The organism is Methylosinus sp. DMC45 (assembly GCF_056313885.1).
Genome location: NZ_JBQUZK010000056.1, coordinates 122,998 through 144,100, shown reverse-complemented (window position 1 = coordinate 144,100; position 21,103 = coordinate 122,998). Strand labels below are relative to the sequence as shown.

23 protein-coding genes are annotated in these 21,103 nt (G+C 67.7%); 12 read left to right on the top strand and 11 right to left on the bottom strand.

Annotated features, from left to right (window positions below; translation table 11 throughout):
* Positions 1–5 precede the first annotated feature (5 nt).
* From ACT53T_RS19810 to ACT53T_RS19800, 3 genes are all read right to left on the bottom strand, one after another.
* Complete coding sequence (locus ACT53T_RS19810) at positions 6–1,283, bottom strand: 3-deoxy-D-manno-octulosonic acid transferase (RefSeq protein ID WP_476162539.1); 1,278 nt, start codon at positions 1,281–1,283, stop codon at positions 6–8.
* A gap of 136 nt (positions 1,284–1,419) precedes the next feature.
* Positions 1,420–1,668, bottom strand: a complete 249-nt coding sequence (locus tag ACT53T_RS19805) for a DUF4170 domain-containing protein (RefSeq protein WP_018266771.1) — start codon at positions 1,666–1,668, stop codon at positions 1,420–1,422.
* Positions 1,665–2,483, bottom strand: coding sequence for a 3'(2'),5'-bisphosphate nucleotidase CysQ (locus ACT53T_RS19800; protein WP_476162538.1), 819 nt, complete (start codon positions 2,481–2,483; stop codon positions 1,665–1,667). The genes ACT53T_RS19805 and ACT53T_RS19800 overlap by 4 nt, the downstream gene beginning before the upstream one ends.
* Before the next feature lie 240 nt (positions 2,484–2,723).
* On the opposite strand from ACT53T_RS19800, the gene ACT53T_RS19795 reads away from it, so the two are divergent.
* Positions 2,724–3,257, top strand: coding sequence for a DUF6101 family protein (locus ACT53T_RS19795; RefSeq protein ID WP_476162537.1), 534 nt, complete (start codon positions 2,724–2,726; stop codon positions 3,255–3,257).
* Here the strand turns inward: ACT53T_RS19795 and ubiA are convergent.
* Together ubiA and ACT53T_RS19785 are read right to left on the bottom strand one after the other, a co-directional pair.
* On the bottom strand, positions 3,248–4,201 hold the full coding sequence (ubiA, locus tag ACT53T_RS19790; RefSeq protein ID WP_476162536.1) for a 4-hydroxybenzoate octaprenyltransferase: 954 nt from the start codon (positions 4,199–4,201) through the stop codon (positions 3,248–3,250). The two genes, ACT53T_RS19795 and ubiA, sit on opposite strands and share 10 nt — an antisense overlap.
* Positions 4,198–4,614: a hypothetical protein gene (locus ACT53T_RS19785; protein ID WP_476162535.1), complete on the bottom strand. Its 417-nt coding sequence runs from the start codon at positions 4,612–4,614 to the stop codon at positions 4,198–4,200. Before ACT53T_RS19785 ends, ubiA begins: the two co-directional genes overlap by 4 nt.
* 188 nt (positions 4,615–4,802) lie before the next feature.
* On the opposite strand from ACT53T_RS19785, the gene ACT53T_RS19780 reads away from it, so the two are divergent.
* Together ACT53T_RS19780 and ACT53T_RS19775 are read left to right on the top strand one after the other, a co-directional pair.
* The gene (locus tag ACT53T_RS19780; RefSeq protein WP_476162534.1) at positions 4,803–5,546 is read left to right on the top strand and encodes a 16S rRNA (uracil(1498)-N(3))-methyltransferase; all 744 of its coding nucleotides are present in this window, start codon (positions 4,803–4,805) and stop codon (positions 5,544–5,546) included.
* Between the two features lie 195 nt (positions 5,547–5,741).
* Positions 5,742–6,047 carry a hypothetical protein gene (locus tag ACT53T_RS19775; protein WP_157235120.1) on the top strand — a complete coding sequence of 102 codons (306 nt, stop codon included), beginning with the start codon at positions 5,742–5,744 and terminating at the stop codon, positions 6,045–6,047.
* A 149-nt stretch (positions 6,048–6,196) separates the two neighbouring features.
* Here ACT53T_RS19775 and ACT53T_RS19770 read toward each other — a convergent pair whose 3' ends face one another.
* The 3 genes from ACT53T_RS19770 to ACT53T_RS19760 form a co-directional block, all read right to left on the bottom strand.
* Positions 6,197–7,930 (bottom strand): methyltransferase domain-containing protein, encoded by a 1,734-nt coding sequence (locus tag ACT53T_RS19770; protein ID WP_476162533.1) that lies wholly within the window; start codon positions 7,928–7,930, stop codon positions 6,197–6,199.
* Between the two features lie 378 nt (positions 7,931–8,308).
* Positions 8,309–8,737 carry a hypothetical protein gene (locus ACT53T_RS19765; protein ID WP_476162532.1) on the bottom strand — a complete coding sequence of 143 codons (429 nt, stop codon included), beginning with the start codon at positions 8,735–8,737 and terminating at the stop codon, positions 8,309–8,311.
* Positions 8,737–10,590 carry a methylmalonyl-CoA mutase family protein gene (locus tag ACT53T_RS19760; RefSeq protein WP_476162531.1) on the bottom strand — a complete coding sequence of 618 codons (1,854 nt, stop codon included), beginning with the start codon at positions 10,588–10,590 and terminating at the stop codon, positions 8,737–8,739. Before ACT53T_RS19760 ends, ACT53T_RS19765 begins: the two co-directional genes overlap by 1 nt.
* Before the next feature lie 190 nt (positions 10,591–10,780).
* On the opposite strand from ACT53T_RS19760, the gene ACT53T_RS19755 reads away from it, so the two are divergent.
* Genes ACT53T_RS19755 through ACT53T_RS19720 form a run of 8 tightly spaced genes read left to right on the top strand, consistent with a single transcriptional unit; the run spans position 10,781 to position 17,912 of the window.
* Positions 10,781–11,056, top strand: a complete 276-nt coding sequence (locus ACT53T_RS19755; RefSeq protein ID WP_026191495.1) for an acyl carrier protein — start codon at positions 10,781–10,783, stop codon at positions 11,054–11,056.
* Between the two features lies 1 nt (position 11,057).
* Positions 11,058–12,302 (top strand): beta-ketoacyl-[acyl-carrier-protein] synthase family protein, encoded by a 1,245-nt coding sequence (locus ACT53T_RS19750; RefSeq protein WP_018266759.1) that lies wholly within the window; start codon positions 11,058–11,060, stop codon positions 12,300–12,302.
* Positions 12,303–12,719, top strand: coding sequence for a hypothetical protein (locus tag ACT53T_RS19745; protein ID WP_476162530.1), 417 nt, complete (start codon positions 12,303–12,305; stop codon positions 12,717–12,719).
* On the top strand, positions 12,716–13,135 hold the full coding sequence (locus tag ACT53T_RS19740; protein ID WP_036294606.1) for a MaoC family dehydratase: 420 nt from the start codon (positions 12,716–12,718) through the stop codon (positions 13,133–13,135). The genes ACT53T_RS19745 and ACT53T_RS19740 overlap by 4 nt, the downstream gene beginning before the upstream one ends.
* The gene (locus tag ACT53T_RS19735; RefSeq protein ID WP_018266756.1) at positions 13,132–13,929 is read left to right on the top strand and encodes an SDR family NAD(P)-dependent oxidoreductase; all 798 of its coding nucleotides are present in this window, start codon (positions 13,132–13,134) and stop codon (positions 13,927–13,929) included. The genes ACT53T_RS19740 and ACT53T_RS19735 overlap by 4 nt, the downstream gene beginning before the upstream one ends.
* Entirely contained in the window at positions 13,926–15,107 is a 1,182-nt protein-coding gene (locus ACT53T_RS19730; protein WP_476162529.1) for a glycosyltransferase, read from the top strand. Before ACT53T_RS19735 ends, ACT53T_RS19730 begins: the two co-directional genes overlap by 4 nt.
* Before the next feature lie 6 nt (positions 15,108–15,113).
* Entirely contained in the window at positions 15,114–16,418 is a 1,305-nt protein-coding gene (locus ACT53T_RS19725) for a glycosyltransferase family 2 protein (RefSeq protein ID WP_400769786.1), read from the top strand.
* Positions 16,419–16,469: 51 nt separating this feature from the next.
* Entirely contained in the window at positions 16,470–17,912 is a 1,443-nt protein-coding gene (locus ACT53T_RS19720; RefSeq protein ID WP_476162528.1) for an outer membrane protein, read from the top strand.
* Between the two features lie 4 nt (positions 17,913–17,916).
* Here the strand turns inward: ACT53T_RS19720 and ACT53T_RS19715 are convergent, their stop codons facing one another.
* Positions 17,917–18,648, bottom strand: coding sequence for a YqgE/AlgH family protein (locus ACT53T_RS19715; protein ID WP_476162527.1), 732 nt, complete (start codon positions 18,646–18,648; stop codon positions 17,917–17,919).
* A gap of 88 nt (positions 18,649–18,736) precedes the next feature.
* On the opposite strand from ACT53T_RS19715, the gene ACT53T_RS19710 reads away from it, so the two are divergent.
* A complete protein-coding gene (locus ACT53T_RS19710; RefSeq protein WP_476162526.1) occupies positions 18,737–19,543 on the top strand; it encodes a protein-disulfide reductase DsbD domain-containing protein in 807 nt (268 codons plus the stop codon).
* A gap of 148 nt (positions 19,544–19,691) precedes the next feature.
* Here the strand turns inward: ACT53T_RS19710 and rnhA are convergent, their stop codons facing one another.
* Entirely contained in the window at positions 19,692–20,141 is a 450-nt protein-coding gene (gene rnhA / locus ACT53T_RS19705) for a ribonuclease HI (RefSeq protein WP_018266750.1), read from the bottom strand.
* Positions 20,138–21,103, bottom strand: a complete 966-nt coding sequence (gene thrB, locus ACT53T_RS19700) for a homoserine kinase (protein WP_476162525.1) — start codon at positions 21,101–21,103, stop codon at positions 20,138–20,140. Before thrB ends, rnhA begins: the two co-directional genes overlap by 4 nt.

Sequence of the window (21,103 nt, the reverse complement as noted above, 5' to 3'; positions counted from 1 at the left end):
CGGGCTCATTTCTGCTCCAGCGCCGATTGCGCGAGATAAGGCTCGATCGCCGCCATAATGCTCTGCGAGGCGCCGCCGAGCTTTCGCACCACCTCGGCGCCGGCGCGGCCCATCGCGCGCATGCGAGAGGGGTCGGACAGCAGAAACTGCAACGCGCGCGCCAGCGATTCCGCGTCGCTCACGCGGGCGGCGGCGCGGGCGGCGGCCAGCTCGCCATAAATATCGGCGAAATTCTCGACATGCGGCCCGTGCAGGATCGCGCAGCCGAGCTTGGCCGGCTCTATCGGATTGTGCCCGCCCTCCGCGGTCAGCGATTTTCCTGTGAACACGACGCTGACGGCGCGCAGGAACAGGCCGAGCTCGCCCACTGTGTCGGCGACATAGATCTGCACGCCGCGGCGCGGCTCGCCATCGCGCGAGCGCAGGCCCACAGCGAGACCTTTGGCGCTGGCGAGAGCGGCGATCTCGGCGCCGCGCTCGGGCTTGCGCGGCACAATGATGGTCAGCAGCGACGGGACCTCGCTGGAAAGCGAGAGATGCGCGTCGATCGCGATCTCCTCCTCGCCCGCATGGGTGGAGATCGCCGCCCAGACGGGACGCGGGCCGATGGCGCCGTTGAATTCGGCGAGCCGGCCGGCGCCGACGGGCGGCGGCGGCACATCGAATTTCAGATTGCCGCAAACGCGCACGCGCGGCGCGCCGAGGCCCAGATAGCGCGCGGCGCTCTCGGCGTTCTGCGCGAGGCAGAGATCGATCTCGCCGAACAAGGTTCGCGCGCCGCCGGGCAGGCGCCGCCAGCGCGCGGCGGAGCGGCGCGAGATGGTGGCGTTGACGAGCACGAGCGGCAGTCGCCGCGCATGAATGGCGCGGATCATATTGGGCCACAGCTCCGACTCGGCGAAGAGCACGATGTCGGGACGCCAATGCTCGAGAAAGCGCTCGACGAATTGCGGCGCGTCCAGCGGCAGAAACTGATGCACGGCGCCGGCCGGCAGCCGCGCCCGCAGCACTTTGGCGGAAGAGACCGTGCCCGTGGTGACGAGAACCTCGACGCCGCGCTGAATGAAGCGCTCCACCAGCGGCAAAAGAGCGAGGCTCTCGCCGAGGCTCGCGCCATGCAGCCAAACGAGCCGTCCGGCGGGACGCTCGAGGCTCGGCGCGCCCATGCGCTCGCCGAGCCGCGCGGGATCTTCCTTGCCTTGTCTCGCGCGCCAGCCCAGCGCCACGCCGGCGAGTGGCGCCAAACCGATGGTCAGCAACCGATAAATCGTCAAGACCGGCATCGACGCCCCGGTGAACTCGCCAATAATGCCACGGCCGAGCTCTCGCCGCGCCGTGTTCGAATGAAAGGGCCGATCGCGACGCCCCGGCCCAGCGGGGCCGTCGGGCGCGCCGTCGATCGGCCGCGCGGAAGGAGGCTCAATTCGTCTCGGGATCGAGGAGGCTGTGCAGCTGCACGACGAAATAGCGCATATGGGCGTTGTCGACGGTGGCGTGCGCTTTCGCCTTCCAGGCGGCGAGCGCGGAGGCGTTGTCCGAATAAATGCCGACGATGTCGAGCTTCGTCGGGTCGCGGAAGGCGACGCCCTGGAGGTCGATCAGCTCGCCTCCGAAAACGAGATGAAGCGCCTGCGGCGCGCCGCCGTTCAGTGTCGTCGTTTCGCTCATATCACGCCCTTGGAAACGGCTCGCGCCAACGCGAGACTCTCGGGAAAGATCGATTGCGGCGCCGCCACGAGCATATCGCGCCGCAGCTGCGGACGATTATAGCGCAAGGGAAGCCCCTCGAGCTCGGACAAGACGCCGCCCGCCTCGGTGAGTATCACATCGGCCGCGGCAATGTCCCAGTCTTTCGAATCCGCGGAAGCGATGGTGAGATCATTGCGGCCGGCGGCGACGTCGGCGACGCGCAGAGCCAGCGAGGGCGTGCGGTCCTGAACCGCGAATTTATATTCGGAACCGGCGAAGCGCGCCGCCAAGCCGCGCGGCGCCTCCAGCCGCGCGCCCGCCAGAACGGCGCGCGCGGCGACGCGGATCGGCGCGCCATTCAGCGCCGCGCCACGACCGGCGGCGGCGGCGAAGGTCCATTCCAGCGCCGGCGCATGAATGACGCCGAGCTTGGGCCGCCCTTGGTCGATCAGCGCGATGGAGACCGCCCAGCGTCTGTCGCCGCGCAGAAAAGCCTGGGTTCCGTCGATCGGATCGACCACCAGCAGCCGGGGGCGAAGCAGACGCTCCTTATTGTCGGCCGTCTCCTCGGAGAGCCAGGCGGCGTCCGGGAACAGCGCCAGCGCCGCCTCCTGCAGGAAGCGGTCGACCGCCATGTCCGCCTCGGTCACGGGCGAGCCGCCGTCCTTATAGGAGACGGCCGCGCTGGTCTTCTCGCCCGGGCGGAAGAAGCCCATGGCGATCTCGCCCGCTCGCCGCGCGACGGCCTCGAGCTGCGGCAGCTGAGCCGCGAAGTCGGTTGCATTGTCGGCCATTGCTATAGTCGTTAAGCGAGCGGAGCCCCTCCCGCAAGGCGGTCTTTTCGGCGAATTGCCGCGAATTTCGACGATCTCGTTTGCCGGGCGCTAACCCAAAGCTCGCGAATCGGTCGAAAAGGCAATGGTTTACGGGCGATTCACCAGCCTTGTTAGCGAGCTTTGCCGCAACCGTCGCCCAACATGCGACCCATGAAACGCGAGATCAGTCGCGAAGGTCACATCTCGGGGAGCGAGCGCATGTTCGAGACCAAAGTCATGGCGGAGACGCAGCTTCAATTCGCCGTTCAGCGCGATCGGCGCGCCGACGGCGGCCAGCGCCAGGTGCGCGTCGGCCGTCGCGACATTCTGATTTCCCGGCGTTTCGCCGGAATGTCCATGATGATCAGCGTGCCCGTGCAGGCCTATCGCGGCGTCGCTCTCGATGTCGAGCCGAGGCTGGACGGCGGCGCCTCCTATCGCCTGTCGCTCGCCCATCAGGACCCCGATCTCGACGTCGTTCTCACCGAGACGGCCGATGGCGGCGCGATCTCGGCGGATTGGAAATATTGGGCGTCCTATCTCGATCTGCCGCGCCTCGCGGCGCGCGGCGGCGAGCTGGAGACCATCGATCCGCGCCTCGGCGGCGTCGCGCTGCGCGAGACGATCGCGCGCCGCAAGAACGCCACCGTCATCAAGCGCCGTCCGCGCTTCTGCGCGCGCCGCAAGCAGGGCGAGGGCGAGCGCATGGCGACGGTCTATGAGGGCGAGCGCGAGATCGTCTGCTATGAATAAGCGAGGATGGCGCTCTGCGCCGCGAGGCCGGCGAACAGCAGCAGACCGGCGTCGCGATTGGAGCGGAACAGCATGAGCGCCGTCTCCGGCGCGGCGGAGGCGCTGGTTCGATAGACCTGCCAGCAAAAATGCGCCGCATAGGCGGCGAGGCCGATCTGCGCGAAGCCGCCGACATCGGCGGACAGCAGCGCCAATTCCGCGAAGACCGCAGAGCCGAGATAGAGCGCGCCGACCGCGAGCCGCACGCGCGCGCCGAACAGCAGCGCCGTCGAGCGCACGCCCGCAATGGCGTCGTCGCGCTTGTCCTGCAGCGCATAGATCGTGTCGAAGCCGATCGTCCACAAAATCGCCGAGGCGTAGAGGAGGACGGCCGGCAGGCCGAGCCCGCCGGCGAGCGCCGTCCAGCCGAGCAGCGCGCCATAGGCGAAAGCCAGCCCCAGCACCGCCTGCGGCCAGGAGGTGACGCGCTTGGCGAAAGGATAGATCAGCACGATCAGCGGCGAGGCGAAGCCGAGCGCGATGGTGAAGCCGTTGAAGGACAGAAGAACGCCGAGCCCGACGAGGCATTGCGCCACGAGAAAGGCGATCGCGGCGCGCAAGGAGACGCGGCCGCTGGCGAGCGGACGCAGCCGCGTGCGCTCCACCTTCGCGTCGATCTTGCGGTCGACGATGTCGTTATAGGTGGAGCCGGCGCCGCGCATGGAGACCGCGCCGATGAAGAAGAGCAGCAAATGCCAGACATTGAGCGGCGCGCCGAGCGCCGCTGCGGCGAGCGCGCTGCCTTGCCAGCAGGGCAGCAGCAGCAGCCACCAGCCGATCGGACGATCGAGGCGGGCGAGCTGCACATAGGGACGGAGCGGGTCCGGCGCGAGGCGCCACAGCGGATGGTCGGCGACGGCGTCGGGCAGCCGCGGCTCGTCCTGAGGCCGTTCCGCAGCGCTCACAGCGGGCCGGCGGGCAGCTTCTGCGCCTGCGGGCCGATGCCGGCGGCCGCCTCTTCCTGCATTTTCTTCGCCTTGGCGGCGACCGCGCAGGCCTGGGCGGCGAAAGTCTGCGTCTTGCCGCGCGCCTGCTTGAAGCCGTCGACCATGGCTTCCGGTATGTTGCACCAGTCCTTGTTCTTATCGATATAGGCGGCCATCTCGGTCTCTATGGCGACGAGCTTGCGCGCCACCGGACAGGCCGCGACCGGGTCCATCTTGCCCTTGGACGCCTTGCCGATATTGTTGAGCGTCTGGATCTGCGACATGCGCCGCTGCGAGAGCTTCTGAAAATCCTCCTGGCAGGACTGGGCCAGAGCGGTCGACGCTCCCGCCGTCGCGAGAAGAAGTCCCAAAATCGGCGCGCCGGCGATCATGCCTGCGACTTTTCGCGCCCGCTGTCTGCTCCTGGCCGCGATTGCACCCTTGGCCCTCATGGCGGCGATCCCCTTGTTATGGTTTATGCGGTCTTAGCAAGAGACTTGCGCCTCTTGCAAGCATCCGGCAGTTTCGCGGATAAAGCGGCGGCTTGATGGCGCTCCGCTCTCACCCTCCGGGAAAGCTCGTGTCACGTTACGATTTCTCCGCGCAGAGGCTCTTCGTCGAGGCGCGCCTCGAGGCCGGAGCGCGTATCATTCCCGACGCCGACCGGCTCAATTATCTGTTGAATGTGCTGCGCCTGCGCGAGGGCGACGCGATCTTGCTGTTCAACGGCCGCGACGGCGAATGGCGCGCGAATCTCGAGGAGGTGGCCAAGCGCAAGGCGATTCTCGTCGCCAAGGAGCGCCTGCGCGCGCAGACCCTCGCCGCCGATCTCCACTACTGCTTCGCGCCGCTCAAGCATGCGCGGCTCGACTATATGGCCCAAAAGGCGACAGAGATGGGCGCTGCGCGCCTCGCTCCGATCATCACCCGCCGCACACAGGCGCGCCGCGTCAATCTGGAGCGCCTCGCCGCCAATGTGGTGGAGGCGGCCGAGCAATGCGGCGTGCTGAGCGTGCCGGAGGTGGCGGAGGAGGTCGCGCTGGAGGCCTATCTCGCCGCGCGCGAGGCGGGGCGGCTGCTCGTCTTCTGCGACGAGGACGCCGAGCGCGCCGATCCCGTCGCGGCCCTGCGCGCGGCGCCGGCGCATGCGGGCGTCGATGTTCTGGTCGGCCCGGAGGGGGGCTTCGATCCCGCCGAGCGGGAGGCGATCCTCGCGGCGCCGCTGGTCGCGCGCCTCTCGCTCGGCCCGCGCATCTTGCGGGCGGACACGGCCGCCGTCGCGGCGCTGACGGTCGTGCAGGCGGTTCTCGGCGATTGGCGCTGATGACGACCTCGAGCGACACGATCCTGCCACGATTGTTCGACCTTATTGGACCTAAGTGGTCGCCGTCGCGTGACCCCTCGCGTCGAAGCGTGCGAAGTAACGAGTTGGTAAACATCCGGCGGCAACATCGGGAGGCGCGCAAGGCGCGTCGACTCGGTTGTTGCGATGCGAGACATTTTCGAGGCTGATCTGCGAATGACCGTTTTCACCGCCGAAGCTCGCGGGCTCGACGTCCGCCGTCTTTTCGCTTGCCTATGCCTTTGCGCCGCCTTCGGCGCGCCGGCCGCGGAGGCGCAGACGACCGGCTCGATTCCCTCCGGCGGGCGCTGCGCCCGTTTCGGCGAGGGCTTCGTCCCGGTTTCCGGCTCGGATAATTGCGTGCGTCTCGGCGGCCATGTGCGCGCCGGCGATCTCGGCCCCGGCTGGGGGCAGGCGGGCGTGCGGCCGATCGGCCATTCCTATGTGCGCGCGCCGAGCGCCCCCGGCCTCTACGCGCGCTGAAGGCGCGCCCGCTCTCGAGGTCCTTTTTGCGCTCGCGACGTCATGCCCGGGCTCGTCCACGACGAGCCCGGGCATGACGCTGCTGCGCAGGGCCGGCTCTCGCCGGGGGTGGGGGGCCGTAAGGGGCTCCGCGTCGGAGAAGCGCTCCGTCAGGACGGCTTTTCGACCGCGAAGGCCCAGGCGCCGCCGTCGAGATCGAAGCGATCGATCTGCGGCCAGCGCGCGCGCAAATGGCGCAGAATGTCCAGCCGCACCGGCGACACATAATCCTCGGTCACGATCGGACGGAAGTGCTGAGCCGCCTTGAAATAGGCGGGCGCGGGCTGGCGGTTTAAATTGTCGGAGTCGAAGATGAACTCCACCGCTTGATCGGCGTGATGCGGGTGAATGCCGCGATGATCGGAGAGATAGCGCGCGATCGTCTCGCGATCATAGAGAAGATGCATATGGCTCGGCAGCTGGCGTTGCGTGAAATCGAGCGCTGGATTGCCGCCGTCGAGATAGAGATGATGGCCGGTCGCGCCCGTCCACACCGGGCCGAATTCGGTGAAGACGACGCCGCCATTCTTGGTGAGGCGCGCGGATTCACGGCAGGCGCCTTCGATATCGTGCATATGCTCCCACACCGACATGAAGATCACGGCGTCGAAGGAGTTGTCGTCGAATGAGGTGCGGCTGCAAATATCGCCGATGATGACCGGGAAGGCGGAGCCTTGCGCGTCGATGTGGTCTTCCCACAGAGCGAGGCGCTTGGCGGAGGCGATGTGCTCCTGCGCCATCAGCGATTGCGCCTGCGCCTCCGAATAGCCGACGAGCAGCACATTCTTGCCGGCGAGGCTCACATGCCCGCGAATCCGCTCGATGGAATTGGGCGCGTAATTGAGCAGCGGTCCGGGATAGGGAAGCTTCTCGATCGGCGGCAGCTCGTCGACGGGCGCGTTGTTCTCGTCGATCGCCTCGGTGAAATAGAACAGAAAGTCGAATTGGCGCGGCGACGTCTTCAGCACGTCGGGAATGTCGAGCTCGGCGACGTCCTTCAATGTCGGCGCGTTCACATTCTTCAGCTCGGGCGTATGCTCGGCCAGGAATTTGGCGACGACCTCGGCGTTCGACTCGCGGAAGCCGCGATAATTGTGCTTGCCGAAGCGAGTCGGCTTCGCCACCACTTCCGTATTGTCGCGTGTGCGCTCGACGATCGATTGCATCTTCAGCGCGAGCGCCTCCATGCCGCCCATGCTGGAGAAATGCCAGCCGCCATTGGGCACGCGGCGCTCGTAGGAATAGAGCTCGCGATCATAGCCGAGATTGAGACAGCCGCTGCGCGGGCTGATCGGATCGCCCATGCGCGCGCCTTGCGGCATGATGTTCTTCAGCAGGCCGTATCCGCAGGCGACAGTGCCGAGCCAAGGCAGATTGTTGAAGTGGCTGATCGTCTCATTGTTCACGAAGTATTTCTTCATCACCATGTCGAAGATGGCGATGTTGCGCGGATTGTCGAGCAGCGCGGGAAGCTGCTTCACGCATTCGGCGCGCGGGATTTCGTCTATGTCCGACACCATGATGATGGCGTCGTCGGGAAGGCCCATCAAGGAGAGCGGACGCAGAATGCAGTTTCTCTGCAGATTTTCGACGATCCATCCGAGCTCGCGCGCGCTGCCGAAGGCGCCGGGCATGTCGTCGATCAAATAATGGAGAATGTCATAGCCGGCGTCGCGCAGCTCGGCGACCGCGTCACGAAGCAATATCGGCTTGGGCGCGCCTGTATGCGTCTTCGAGGATTCAACGACGACGAAAGCGTCTACGACATTGGTCAGCTCGGCGACCCGCACCATGAGCATGTCGATTTCATTGAATCCGATAACACAGTCGACGATCTTCGGCATAGGCCACCATCGTTCCGAAAGCTGAAAGCGGCCGTTTATCTCATGGCGCCGCCGGTGCTGTCCATAAAGGACTCCCGCGCCGAAGCAATGGCGCGCGCGTGCGCAGCGTCGCTGCGATGCGACAAGGGTGACGTCGTGGACGTCGCCGCAATGAAGCGCGGCGCTGCTCGGCGCGCGATCACGAGAGACAGATCGGCGGCGCTGAAAACAAAAGGCGCCGCGCGTCATCATTCTCGCGATGACTTTGGAGTGTGCGCGGCTCTGCGCCTATGCTCGGGGTTGTCGCGCGGCGCGCCGAATGACGGCTCGCCGCTACGAGAAAAGCGCGCGCGCTATTCTCGTGGCGCGCGCGCTAAAGACAGGGAAGGTCGCGAAAGATCAATTCCCCGCGCGCTGAGCGCCGCCGCGATGGGCGCGCCATGTGCCGCCGCATTTGTCGGTGGATGAGGACCACGCGCCTTGCCCGGCGTTGCCGTGCAAATGGCCGTGGGCGCGCGCCACGCGGCCGTCTTGCGTGGTGAAGCGCGTCATGATGGCGCCGTCGCCTTCCACATAGCCCCAATGCGCCATGCGGCCGGCGGCGAGCGCCGCGGCGCCGGCCTGCGTGCCGACGAGCAGATCGCCGCGAATCTCGATCGAGTCGGGCAGAAGCCCCGGGCAGGAGCCGACGGTCGTGCGCGCCTCGAACGCCCAGCCGCCGTCATAGCGACCGGCCTCGGGCGCAGCGCTCGCCGATTCGCGCGGAGCCGCTCGGGCGGCGCCGATCGCCATCATCGAAGCAAAAATGAAAATCCCCAGCCCCCGCATCACCCGGCCTCCTCGAACGCACGCTGCAGCGTGTCGAACATATCGCCGCCAGCGTAAATAAATTCTGCAACGCCCGCCGCTCTCAGCGCCGCCTCGAGCTCTCCCGGCCGGCCGGCGAGATAGACCCGCGCGCCGGCGGCGGCGAGATCGCGCGCCGCCTGCTCGGCTTTTTCCGCATAGATCGCGTCGGACGAGCAGATGCACGCGAGCTTCGCGCTGCTCGCGCGAAAGCCCGCCGCGACATCCGCGCCCTCGTCGCCGAACACGGCCTCTATGCCGCCCGCCTCGAAAAAATTCTTGGCGAAATTGGCGCGCGCGGTGAAGACGGCCACCGCGCCGAGATTGGCCAGAAAAATTCGCGGGCGCGCGCCCTTCGCCGCAGCGGCGTCGGAGCGTTCGCGCAGCGTCTCGAAAGGCTCGGCGAGACGACGCGGCCGCAGAGGCGGCGATTTCAGCGCGCCGGCGGGCGCGGGCGCCTCTGCGAGCGCGGCGTCGAAAGGCGCCAACGTCGCCACCGGCGCTTCGCCGATATCGGGAAACGCGTTGGAGCCGGTGATCTTGTCGCGCGAGCGCGCGACATTCTGCGCGCGCTTACCGGCGACCTCGGCGACGCGGCCCTGGAAAGAGCCCTTCTCCAGCGCCGCGGCGAGGCCGCCCTCGGCCTCGAGGCTCTGGAACTCGGCCCAGCCGCGCTCGCAGAGCGCCTCGGTCAGCGCCTCCATGCCGCCGGAGCCGCTCGCCGGATCGTCGACCGTATAGATGTGGGATTCGTCCTGCAGCACCAGCTGCGTGTCGCGCGCGAGACGACGGGCGAAATCATCCGGGGCGCCGAGCGCCTGGGTGAAGGGCAGAACGGTCACGGCGTCGGCGCCGCCGATCGCCGCGCCGAAAGAGGCGAGCGTGGCGCGCAGCAGATTGGTCCAGGGATCGCGCCGCGTCATCATGCGCCACGCCGTCTCGGCGTGGACGAAGATCGGCGCCGGCGCGAGGCCGCAAGCCTCCTCCACGCGCGCGAACAGGCGCCGCAGAGCGCGGAACTTGGCGATGGTGACGAATTCATCGGCGTCCGCCGCGAGGCGGAAGGCGAGCAGCGCGCGCGCTTCGTCGAGCGCGACGCCGCCCGCCTCGAGGGCGCGCAGATAGGCGAGTGCGGCGGCGAGCGCGAAGCCGAGCTCCTGCGCCTCCGTCCCGCCGGCGGCGTGGATCACGCGGGCGTCGGCGGCGACGGTCCCGAAACGATAGCCGGCGGAGGCGAGGCTCTTGGCGCGCGCCGCGAAGGATTTGCTCTCCTCGCCCCAAGGCGCGGGGGAAAAGCCGTGCAGCGCCTTGGCGCCGAGCGGATCGAGCCCGAAGGAGAGGCGCGTGATGCTCGGCTCTATATGGGCGCGATCGAGGATGCGCAGCAGCGCGTCCGCCGCTTTCGGCGCGGCTGGGGAAAACTCCACCAGCGCGGGAATTCCGTAGTCGAAGCGGATCTTGTCGAAGACATGGGCGAGCGCCTCCTCGCCATCGTCGGCGAGGCCCGTCCCATAGGCGCCCTGCGCGCCAGCGAAGACGATGTGCAAGCCGTCGGCGCCGCCCTCGAGATCGCCGAGCGCGAGGGCGTTGGCGGCGTCGGGGCCGGAAACGTCGACCCGCGCCAAAATGGACCAGCGGCCGGCCGCGGCGCGCAGCGCGCGCGGGCCCGGCGCGGTCGCGCGCGGATAGAGCGGGGATATCTCCACCCCGTCATAGGTCTTGGATATCAGCCGGTCGAAGGACGCGCCCTTGAGCGCCCGGTCGACGATTTTGCGCCAGCCCTCCTCGTTTCCCGGTGGAAAAACGCCGGCCAGCGGCGCGTCTTGCAAACTCATGAGCGAGCCTCGAACAATGACGGGGTTGCGGGCGTCTTCTTGCATGAAGCGCCGCGCGCCGCCACCCATATCCGCAGCCTTCTCCCGCGCCGGGCTTTATTTTCGCCTCCGGGCGCCTTAACGAGAACGCGACGCCGCCCGCCGCAGGGAGGCGGCCCGACTGGCTGAGAAACCCTGAACGGAGGTGGACGTGGCTGAAGATCCGCAGGATAAGGCCAAGCTCGTCGAAGAGATCATCGAGGTCATCGCCAAGGAAGGCATGATCGACCGCACGAAGGTCACGCCCGATGCGACGATCGAGAGCCTCGGCCTCAAATCGGTCGATATCGTCATGATTCTCACGGCGCTCGAGGAAAAGTTCAACGTCTATATCCCGATGGATGGCGCGCTTCAGGACGCCAAGAATGTCGAGGGATTGATCGACGCCATCGCCGAATATGTGTCGAAAGAGAGAGAGAAACAATAATATGGCCGCTTCGTCCGGGGGCGTCGGCGAGCGTCGGGTGGTGATTTCGGGCATGGGCGCCGTCTCGGCAGCGGGCGTCGGCGCGGCGGCGCTGTGGACGGCGGCCCGGGACGGAGTCTCGCAAATCCGGCCGCTCGTGACCGAATATCCCTATGACGGCCGCATCAGGATCGCGGCGCAGGTTCCCGGCTTCGATCCGTCGCAATATCTCGAGAAGGCGCTTCTCACCTTCTGCGATCCTTTCACGCAATTCACGCTGGTCGCCGCCGATGAGGCGGTCGCTCAGGCCGGCTTTGCGCGCGAGGAGCTCTCCGGCCCGCGCGTCGGCGTCATCGTCGGCTCCGGCATCGGCGGGATGACGACGATCGACAATGGCCTGCGCCATTACTATCAGGAGCGCATAAGGCCCGATCCGTTCAGCGTCCCGCGCCTCATTCCGAGCGCCGCGCCGACGACGCTCGGCATGCGCTATTCCGCCAATGGCCCGACTTTCGCGCTCGGCAGCGCCTGCTCCTCGGCCAGCCAGGCGGTGGGGCTCGGCGCGCAGATGATCCGCTTCGGCCTCATGGATCGCGCCATCGTGGGCGGCGCCGAGGCCTGCGTCATCAATGGCACCATCCGCGCCTGGGAAGGGCTGCGCGTGATGACGCCGGATTTCTGCCGGCCCTTCTCCATGGGCCGCAACGGCATGAGCCTCGGCGAGGGCGCCGCGGTCTTCGTGCTGGAGACGCTGGAATCGGCGCAAAAGCGCGGCCATGCGCCGCTCTGCGAGCTCGCCGGCTATGGCACGACGAGCGACGCCAAGGATTTCGTGCGGCCCGATCTCGACGGAATGACCGGCGCGATGCAGGCGGCCCTCGCCGACGCCGGGCTCGGCCCGGAGGCGATCGACTATCTCAACGCCCATGGCACGGCGACCCACGCCAATGACGTCACCGAGGCGGCCGCCATCGGCCGCGTGTTCGGCGAGCGCGCCGCGCATCTGCCGGTCTCCTCCACCAAGCCGATCCACGGCCACGCTCTGGGCGCCAGCGCCGGGCTCGAGCTGGCGCTGACGATCCGCGCGCTGCAGGAGCAGATCGCGCCGCCGACCATCAATTTCCTCGGCTTCGATCCGCGCTGCCCGATAGACGCCGTGCCCAATGAGGCGCGCCGCGTCGAGATTCGCACGGCCATGTCCAACTCCTTCGCCTTTGGCGGGATCAACGCCGTGCTGATCGTGCGCGCGCTCGCGGGAGAGGCCTAGATGGCCGAAGCGCCCGAGAGCGGCGAGACGCGGATCGGCCCGCTGCGCGTCGTGGCGGACGAAGAGCGCATCGCGCGCTACCGCCGCGAGACCGGCTTTCCCGATACGCTGGAGAAGATCGTGCCGGTCGCTTTTCCGGCGGTGTGGCTGACCGCCGAGGAGATCGACTCCGCGATCCGCGATTTTTTGGCGGACGCCGATGTGGTTCCGGTGCACGAGTCGCAGAGCTTCCATTATTTCGCGCCGCTGCGCGTCGGCGAGAGCTATGATCTGACCGTCTCCATGCGCCGCGAGGCGGAGCCCCCGCGCCTCGCCGTCAACGCCAATCTCATGACGATCGGCGGCGAGCCGCGCCTGCACGCCGAGACGCTTCTGCGCATCGTGCCGCGCCCGGCGGGCGTCGGGGGCGCCCCGTGAGCGGCGCCTATCTGCCCGCGGTCGGCGAACGCCTGCCGGACTGGCGGATCGGCCCCTTCGACGCCGCCGCGCTCGCCGCCTATGCGGAGGCCTCCGGCGACGCCAATCCGCTGCATCTCGACGATGATCTGGCCCGCGCCATCGGCTTTCCCGCGCCGCCCGTCCATGGCATGAAGCTTCTCGCCGCCTTCGAGCCGCTGCTCAGCGCCTGGCGGCGCGATTTGTTTCTGGCGCGGCTCTCCGGCAAATTCGTGCAGCCGGTGCTGCGCGGCGAGGCGGTGACGCTCACCGCCCGCGTGCTGCGCTCATCCCCCGAGGAGGGAGTGTTCTTGCGACTTCTGGCCTATGGCGAAACGCGCGCGCCGGCGATCGTCGGCGAGGCGCTGATGACCCTGCCGCGAAAGCTCCGCCGGTGAAGCGCGGGGCGCGGCGCATTCTCGTCACCGGCGCATCCAGCGGCATCGGCCGCGCGCTGGCGCTGCGCTATGCGCAGGAGGGGCGCAGCCTCGCGCTGTTCGGCCGCGACGCCGCGCGGCTGGAGGCGGTCGCCGCCGACTGCCGGGCCAAGGGGGCCGAGGCGGACGTCTCCATCGCCGATGTGCGCGACCGCGCCGCAATGGCGGAGCGCATCGCCGCGGCGGACGCGCGCGAGCCGCTCGATCTCGTCATCGCCAACGCCGGCGTCTCCACCGGCCTCTCCCGCGGCCAGATCGCCGAGGATCCCGAGGCGGTTCGCGGCACACTGTCGATCAATGTGCTCGGCGTGTTCAACACGGTGGAGCCGGCCATAGAGGCGATGACGGCCCGCCGGCGCGGACAGATCGCCGTCGTCGGCTCCATGGCCGGGCTGCGCGGCCTGCCCTATTCGCCGGCCTATTGCGCCAGCAAGGCGGCGGTTCACCTCTATGCGGATTCTCTGCGCGGCGCGCTCGCCCCGCATGGCGTGCATGTGAGCCTGATCGTCCCCGGCTTCGTGGCGACGCCGATGACGGACAAGCTGAAGGCGTGGCAGGCCGGCAAGGTCAGCGACGAGAAAGCGGCGGAGATCATCATGCGCGGTCTGGACAGACGCGCCGCGGTGATCGCCTTTCCGCTCTTCGTCTATTATGCGATGAAGCTGTTTGCGATGCTGCCGCCCCGCACTGTCGATTCGGTCATGCGGCTCTTCGAAGTGTCCGTGCCTCAGACCCATGAACGGGAGAAGCCGTGATCGACAGCATCTTGTCTTCGCTCGTCGTTCTGTCGGCTGTGTTCTGGGCCTGCTCCGCCTTGCTGCTGCTTCTCTCGGTGACGGCGGCGCTCATCCATCCCTGGCTCGTCGCCATGCGCGGAACCAGCCGGGAGCAGCCGCCCGTCTCGCTCGTCCTGCCGGTGAAAATGCTGGACCAGGGCTTCGAGCGCGCTCAAGAATCGGCTCTCGCGCAGACTTATCCACAATTGGAGGCGCTGGCCTCGGCGACGGAGGCGGACTCCCCCGCCATTGCGGCGATGCGCGCCATTTTCGCGCGTCATCCGCAGATCGAGTCGCGCATTCTCCACTCCACGGCGCGTTTCGCCGCGAGTCCCAAGGTCGACAATCTCTTCGCGCCCGTCAACGCGGCGCGCAACGATGTGATCTTCATGAAGGACTCCAACATCGTGCTGGAGCCGGACGACCTTTCCGAGACGATGCGCCATTTGAAGCCCGGCGTCGGCATGGTCTGCGCTATTCCCTATGCGGCGCGGCCGGAGAATTTCGCCGCGCTGGTCGAGGCCGGCATAATGAACGGCCCGCATCAGCGCATGCTGTTCGCGGCCTCCGCGCTCGGCGGCGGCTTCGGCGTCGGCAAGATCATGCTGTTTCGCCGCAGCGATTTTCTGCGCGCCGGCGGCTTTGCGGCCATCGCCCATACGGTGGGCGAGGACAACGCCACCGCCAAGGCGCTGGGCCGCATCAAGCTTCGCACCGTCTTCTCGCATCGGCTGGTGCGCCAGGAATTGGGCGAGCGCGATCTCCGCGACGTCTATAATCGGCAATTGCGCTGGAGCGTGGTGCGCCGCGACGACGAGATCCTCTCTTTCCTGGCCGAGCCCTTCTGCCAGGCGCTGCCGGCCTTCGCGGCGGCGGCGATCGGCTCGCCGCTCGCCGGCGTGACGCCGATGACGGCCTTGACCGTCACTTTTTGTCTGTGGCTAAGCTCGGAGACGCTGCTTTCCATCGCCAAGGGGTGGAAGGTATCTTGGTCCGCGCCGGTGATTTTTCTGACGCGCGAGGCGTTGATGTTCGCCGTGTGGCTGCACGCTTGGACAGCCACCAAGGTCGTCTGGGCCAAGACGACGATCGACACGCGCTCCTGCGGCGAGGCGGCCGCCGCGACGGAGCCGCAAGTCGCGAAGGAAGAAGGATAAAACCGCTTGATCCTCGCTCTTCTGCAGTTTCTCGTCGATAGCGTCTGGCTCGTCGCGGCGCTGATCATGATCCTGATCGGCGCCGGCTTCGTCGCGATCATCGCCCGCTTCCTCTTCGATCAATTGCGCGGCGCGCGCGATCCCGAGGCGATCGTCCTGCCCGAGGAGGAGCTGCCGCATGTGCTGCTGCAGATCCCCGTCTTCAACGAGGCCGAGGTGACGGAGCAGGCGCTGCGCTGCGTCGCCGAGCTCGATTGGCCCAAGGACCGGCTGCATATTCAGCTGCTCGACGATTCGACCGACGAGACGCCCGTGCGCGCCGAGGCGGTGGCGATCGAGCTGCGCGCCAGAGGCGTCGACATTCATCATGTGCGCCGCGCCGATCGCTCCGGCTTCAAGGCCGGCGCCTGCGCCGAGGGGCTGAAGCTCTTCGACGCGCCCTATATCGCCATGCTGGACGCGGATTTCCGCCCGCCGGCCGACTGGCTGCGCCGCACCGTGCCGCTGCTGGTGAAGGACGATCGCGCCGGCTTCGTGCAATCGCGCTGCGAATTCTCCAATTATCGCAAGAATTGGCTGACGCGGGCGCAAGGTCTCGTGCAGGACGGCCATTTCCTCGTCGAGCAGCGCACGCGCGCGCTCGCCGGCTGGCTGTTCCAATTCAACGGCACCGGCGGCATCTGGCGCCGCCAGACGATCGAGGCCGCCGGCGGCTGGTCCGATTACTCGCTCTGCGAGGATTTGGACCTCACCGTGCGCGCGGCGCTCGGCGGCTGGCATGGCATCTTCGTTTCCGAGCCGCCCATTCCCGGCCAGGTGCCGGAGGGGCTGCGCGACTATCGCCGCCAGCAGCGCCGCTGGTCCAACGGCTTCGTGCAAGTGGCGCAGAAGACCGTTCTGCCGCTGTGGAACGCGCCCTGGTCGCTGACCCGCCGCGTCGCCGCAATCGTGCTCATCGTGCATCAGATCTTCTTCCCGACGGCGGCGATCGGCCTCATCTGCCTGCTGCTCGGCGTGATCCTGCGCGGCTCGCTGGCGCCCTATCTGCCGGTGCTGGAGTTCATCTTCCTCGAGACGCTGGTCGTCGTGCTCGGCTTCACGCTTCTGCCCTATCTGGCGCTGAAGCGCGGCTCGCTGACCGATTATGTGAAGACCATGGTCTCGGTGCCGCCGCTGATGATCTATCTCGCCTTCTCCAATGGCGCGAAGATTTTGCAGACGATGCGCGGCCGCAAATCCACCTTCAAGCGCACGCCGAAGACGGAAGTGGCGGCGGCGACTGCGACGCCGACAATTCAAGAAGCGGAGTGAGGCGGCCCGGGGACTGTCACAGTCCCCGGACGTGCGAAAGGCGTGCGTCGCGTGAAGGTGAAACGAAGCGAAGGGCGCTGCGCCCGATTTCGCGGCCACGCGAGAAGGCGGCTCGCATTCGCCCTGATCGCGGGCTTTCCCTTCGCCTTCTCCCCCGCGAAGGCGGGGCCGCCATTCCTGACCGACGATCCCGAGCCGGTCGAATACGGCCATTATGAATTCTACGTTTTCTCGCAAGGCGCACGCGCCGGCGGCGAGACGAGCGGCGTCGCGCCCGCTTGCGACTGCAATTTCGGCGTGCTCCCCAATGTGCAATTCCATGTGCAGCCCGGCATGGCCTTCCGGCGGCCGGGCGGCGGCGATCTGTTCTGGGGCGCCGGCGATGTCGAGCTCGGCGTCAAATATCGCTTCCTCGAGCAGGACAAGGACGGCGCCGCGCCATCCGCGGCTTTTTATCCGCTGATCGAAACGCCGACGGGAGACGCATCGCGCGGCCTTAGCGGCGGTCGCGCCCGCGTCTTTCTCCCTGTCTGGCTGCAGAAGGATTTCGGCGACTGGTCGACCTTCGGCGGCGGCGGCTATTGGATCAATCCCGGCCCCGGCGCGCGGAACTTCGGCTTTCTCGGCTGGGCGCTGCTGCGCAAGCTCGATGAGCGGCTGACGCTCGGCGCCGAAATATTTCACCAGACGCGCAGCGAGGTCGGAGCTGCTGCGACGACGGGCTTCAACGTCGGCGCGATCTACGATCTCTCGCCCCGCTATCATTTGCTGGCGTCGCTCGGTCGCGCCCTGACGCGTCCGAAGGAGACCGGTCAATTCACCTGGTACCTCGGCTTTCAGGTCACCGATGGCGAAGAGGCTTCGAAAAGCGCGAGCGAAGCGCCGCGCTCTTCCGCGTCCGTCGACTGGTCTGGATTTCACGCCGGACTTTCGCTCGGCGGTCTCTTTCGCCGCACGGGAGAAACGCTCGTCGTCGGCTATTCCGCGACGCCGGACGCGCCGAGCGGATCACGCGGAGCGACGCTCGGCGGCTTCGCCGGCTATGACGCGCAGCTCGGCTCAGCGGTGCTCGGCGTGGAGACCGATGTGGAGGCGGGAAGCGCCTCCGGCGCGACCTTCGGATCGCGTGCGGGCGCGCGGTTGCGCAATGACGCCCGCGCCTCCTTGCGCGGCCGTGTCGGCCTCGCTCGCGACCGCGGCCTATTCTATGCGACCGGCGGCCTCACGGTCGCCGACGTCTCGGCGACCGCGATGGGCGAGCCCTTCGATCGGGCGCAGACCGGCTGGACCGTCGGCGGCGGGGTCGAATATGCGCTCGCCGATCACTGGAGCGGGCGCGTGGAGTATCGCCATGGCCGCCCCGGCGAGATCGCCTTCGCGTCGTCGAGCTTCGACGGCAATCTCTATCGCATCCGCCTGAAGGAGGAGACCATTCGGCTCGCGCTCGCCTATCGCTTCGGGCTGGACGCGCCGGGGGCGAAAGAGGGGAATTAGCCGGTCACGCGTGGCCAGCGGCCGAGGACAGCCGCGCCAGATCGATGCCGATGAGGCGCAGGGCGCGCGCATATTTCGACTCGAGATCGGTGTCGAACAATATGGCGGGATCGGCCGGGCAGTTGAGCCAGCCATTGTGCTGGATCTCATTCTCGAGCTGGCCGGGGTCCCAGCCGGCGTAGCCGAGCGCCAGCAGCGCTCGATTCGGCCCCTCGCCGGAGGCGATGGCGCGCAGAATGTCGATAGTGGCGGTCAGGGACACGCCATCGTCGATCGGCAGCGTCGAATTGTCGATGAAGAAATCTGAGGAATGCAGCACGAAGCCGCGGTCGGTCTGCACCGGGCCGCCCTGCAGCACTTGGATCGTCTCGGTCTCCTTGGGCAGGCTGATGCGCTCCTGCGGCGCGATGATCTGCAGCTGCACCAGAAGATCGGGGAAATTTCGGACCTGCGAGGGCTGATTGACGACAATGCCCATGGCGCCGTCTTCCGAATGGGCGCAGAGATAGATGACCGAGCGCGCGAAACGCTCATCGACCATGCCGGGCATCGCCACCAGCATCTGCCCGTCGAGATAGCGCCTGCCAGAGGATTTGGAGCCCGCGCCCGTCTCGCGCGCGCTCTCGACGCCGCGGATGATGGGAACGGAGGAGCCGGCGACGCGCGAGCCCGCCGGCCGCCGGGCTGCGCGGGCGGCCGATTTCTCGAGGCCTTGTTTCTTGCCGACCGGGCTCATAGGGTCATACTACGCGCGGCGCAAACGCATAACAAGCGCCGTTCGACGACGTAAAAACCGGCGCGGGGGGCGCCCCGAGGACCTCGAAATGCAGTCACGAAATCTGGCGGCGGCGCTCGCTGCGACCTCGCTCGCGCTGGCGTCGCTCGCCGGGCCGGCGGCGGCGCAGGACGCCGACTTCGCCACCCCCTTCGCTCGCGCGGCGCATTCGTCGGCCCGTCTCCTCTCGGCCGGCGCGCCGAGCGGCGGCGTCTATCGGCTCGGCGTCGAGATCGCGCTCGATCCGGGAACCGTCACCTATTGGCGCAGCCCCGGCGACGCCGGCGCGCCGCCCGTCCTCGATTTTTCCGGCTCGGAGAATGTCGCCGCCGTGGATACGCTGTATCCGGCGCCCAAGCATATCGCCGAGGCCGGAATGACGGTCGCCGGCTATGACGAGAGCCTGGTTTTTCCCTTGCGCGTCACCGCGAAAAAGGCGGGCGCGCCCGTCGTGCTGAAGCTGGCGCTGGACTATGCCGCCTGCGCGCAAATCTGCCTTCCTGCCAAGGCGAAGCTCTCCTTGGCGCTGCCGCAGTCGGGGGCCTCGCCCTTCGCCGAGCGGCTGGCGGCGGCGGAGACTTTGGTTCCCCGGCCGATCGGCGCCGGCGAGGCGCAGAAAATCGTGGAGGTCGCGAGGGCCGGCGCAGGCGCGTGGCGGCTGCGCTATCTCGGGCCGGGCAAGGCCGCGGATGTCTTCATCGAGGTGCCGGAGCCCTACATCATCGACAGCGCCGCCGACGGCCAAGGCGGCTTCGAGCTGAAGCTCGGCGAAGGAAAGCAGCAGGGCGCAATCGAAGCCCGCGCGACCATCCGCACCGAAAAGGGCGGGGTGGAGCTGCCGCTGAAGCTGGATTGAGGCTCTCGTTTCCCTTGTTCTGAAAACACTCCAAAAAATAAGAAGGGCGCGGCCCGAGGGCCGCGCCCAGTAAGAAGAAGAGCTCTGCATTCTTCGATATGGTATTTAGAGTCTCATTCGACAAGGGGCGATCGGCGCGCTCGCCCGATCAGCGCGTTTTCGTCTGAAACGGCGCCATGCCCTTGCGGGCGAGGGCGTCGGCGCGCTCGTTCATCTCGTCGCCGGCGTGGCCGCGCACCCAATGCCAGGCGATCTCGTGACGCTCGGCCGCAGCGTCGAGCCGTGTCCACAGATCGACATTCTTGACCGGCTTGCGGTCGGCCGTCTTCCAGCCGCGCGCCTTCCAGCCCTTGAGCCAGGAGGTGATGCCGTCGCGCAAATATTGCGAATCCGTGTGCAGATCGACATTGCAGGGCCGCGTCAGCGCCTCCAGCGCCTCGATCGCGGCGGTCAGCTCCATGCGGTTGTTGGTGGTCCCCGTCTCGCCGCCGCAAATCTCCTTCTCGCGCTCGCCGAAGCGCAGAATCGCGCCCCAGCCGCCGGGGCCGGGATTGCCGGAGCAGGCGCCATCCGTCCAAATGGCGACGCGCCCGCTCATGGGCTCAGGCCATAGTCGCGCGCGGAGCGGATCGTCCGGTGGAAGCGCAGACGGGCGAGATATTCGCGCGGGTCCTTGGGCCGCACCAGCGCGCCCGGCGGCACATTCAGCCAATCGACGAAGCGCGTCAGCAGAAAGCGCAGGGCCGCGCCGCGCGCGAGCAGCGGAAACGCCTCCGCCTCCGCCGCCGTCAGCGGCCGCGCGCGTGCGTAAGACGCCAGCAGCGCGGCGCCCTTCTCGGCGTCATAGGCGCCGGCGGCGTCGAAGCACCAGGCGTTGAGGCAGATGGCGAGATCATAGGCCAGCGAATCGACGCAGGCGAAATAGAAATCGATGAGGCCGGAGACGCGATCGCCGAGGAAGAACACATTGTCCGGGAAGAGATCGGCGTGGATCACCCCCTCCGGCAGGCCGCTGGGCCAATCGCGCTCCAGCGTCTCCAGCTCCGTGGCGACGATCGCGCCCAAATCCTCCGCCACCTCGCCGGCGCGGGCGGAAAAAGGCGCATAGAGCGGCCGCCAGCCGCCGACCGAGAGGGCGTTGGCGCGGCGCAGCGGAAAATCCGCGCCCGCCAGATGCAGCTGCGCCAGCGCCTCGCCCAGCCGCGCGCAATGGGCGGGCTCGGGATGATGGATGGAATAGCCGTCGAGAAAGGTGACGATCGCCGCCGGCCGCCCGGCGAGGCGCCCGAGCGCCGCGCCGGCGCGGTCGCGCACCGGCTGCGGACAGCCGAGGCCCTTGGCGGAGAGATGCTCCATCAGCCCCAGGAAGAAGGGCAGATCGGCCTCGGCGACGCGCTTCTCATAGAGGGTGAGGATGAAGCTGCCGGCGCTCGTATGCAGGTAGTAGTTGGAGTTCTCGACTCCTTCGGCGATGCCCTTGCAGGACAAGAGCGCGCCGAGGTCGTAGCCGGCGAGAAAGCCGATCAGCTCCTCGTCGTCGACATCCGTGTAGACGGCCAT

Coding starts and splice junctions, on each gene's coding strand:
- ACT53T_RS19810 (WP_476162539.1), bottom strand. CDS start 1,283: ATGCCGGTCTTGACGATTTATCGGTTGCTGACCATCGGTTTGGCGCCA.
- ACT53T_RS19805 (WP_018266771.1), bottom strand. CDS start 1,668: ATGAGCGAAACGACGACACTGAACGGCGGCGCGCCGCAGGCGCTTCAT.
- ACT53T_RS19800 (WP_476162538.1), bottom strand. CDS start 2,483: ATGGCCGACAATGCAACCGACTTCGCGGCTCAGCTGCCGCAGCTCGAG.
- ACT53T_RS19795 (WP_476162537.1), top strand. CDS start 2,724: ATGTTCGAGACCAAAGTCATGGCGGAGACGCAGCTTCAATTCGCCGTT.
- ACT53T_RS19785 (WP_476162535.1), bottom strand. CDS start 4,614: ATGATCGCCGGCGCGCCGATTTTGGGACTTCTTCTCGCGACGGCGGGA.
- ACT53T_RS19775 (WP_157235120.1), top strand. CDS start 5,742: ATGACCGTTTTCACCGCCGAAGCTCGCGGGCTCGACGTCCGCCGTCTT.
- ACT53T_RS19770 (WP_476162533.1), bottom strand. CDS start 7,930: ATGCCGAAGATCGTCGACTGTGTTATCGGATTCAATGAAATCGACATG.
- ACT53T_RS19765 (WP_476162532.1), bottom strand. CDS start 8,737: ATGCGGGGGCTGGGGATTTTCATTTTTGCTTCGATGATGGCGATCGGC.
- ACT53T_RS19760 (WP_476162531.1), bottom strand. CDS start 10,590: ATGAGTTTGCAAGACGCGCCGCTGGCCGGCGTTTTTCCACCGGGAAAC.
- ACT53T_RS19750 (WP_018266759.1), top strand. CDS start 11,058: ATGGCCGCTTCGTCCGGGGGCGTCGGCGAGCGTCGGGTGGTGATTTCG.
- ACT53T_RS19745 (WP_476162530.1), top strand. CDS start 12,303: ATGGCCGAAGCGCCCGAGAGCGGCGAGACGCGGATCGGCCCGCTGCGC.
- ACT53T_RS19715 (WP_476162527.1), bottom strand. CDS start 18,648: ATGAGCCCGGTCGGCAAGAAACAAGGCCTCGAGAAATCGGCCGCCCGC.
- ACT53T_RS19710 (WP_476162526.1), top strand. CDS start 18,737: ATGCAGTCACGAAATCTGGCGGCGGCGCTCGCTGCGACCTCGCTCGCG.
- rnhA (WP_018266750.1), bottom strand. CDS start 20,141: ATGAGCGGGCGCGTCGCCATTTGGACGGATGGCGCCTGCTCCGGCAAT.
- thrB (WP_476162525.1), bottom strand. CDS start 21,103: ATGGCCGTCTACACGGATGTCGACGACGAGGAGCTGATCGGCTTTCTC.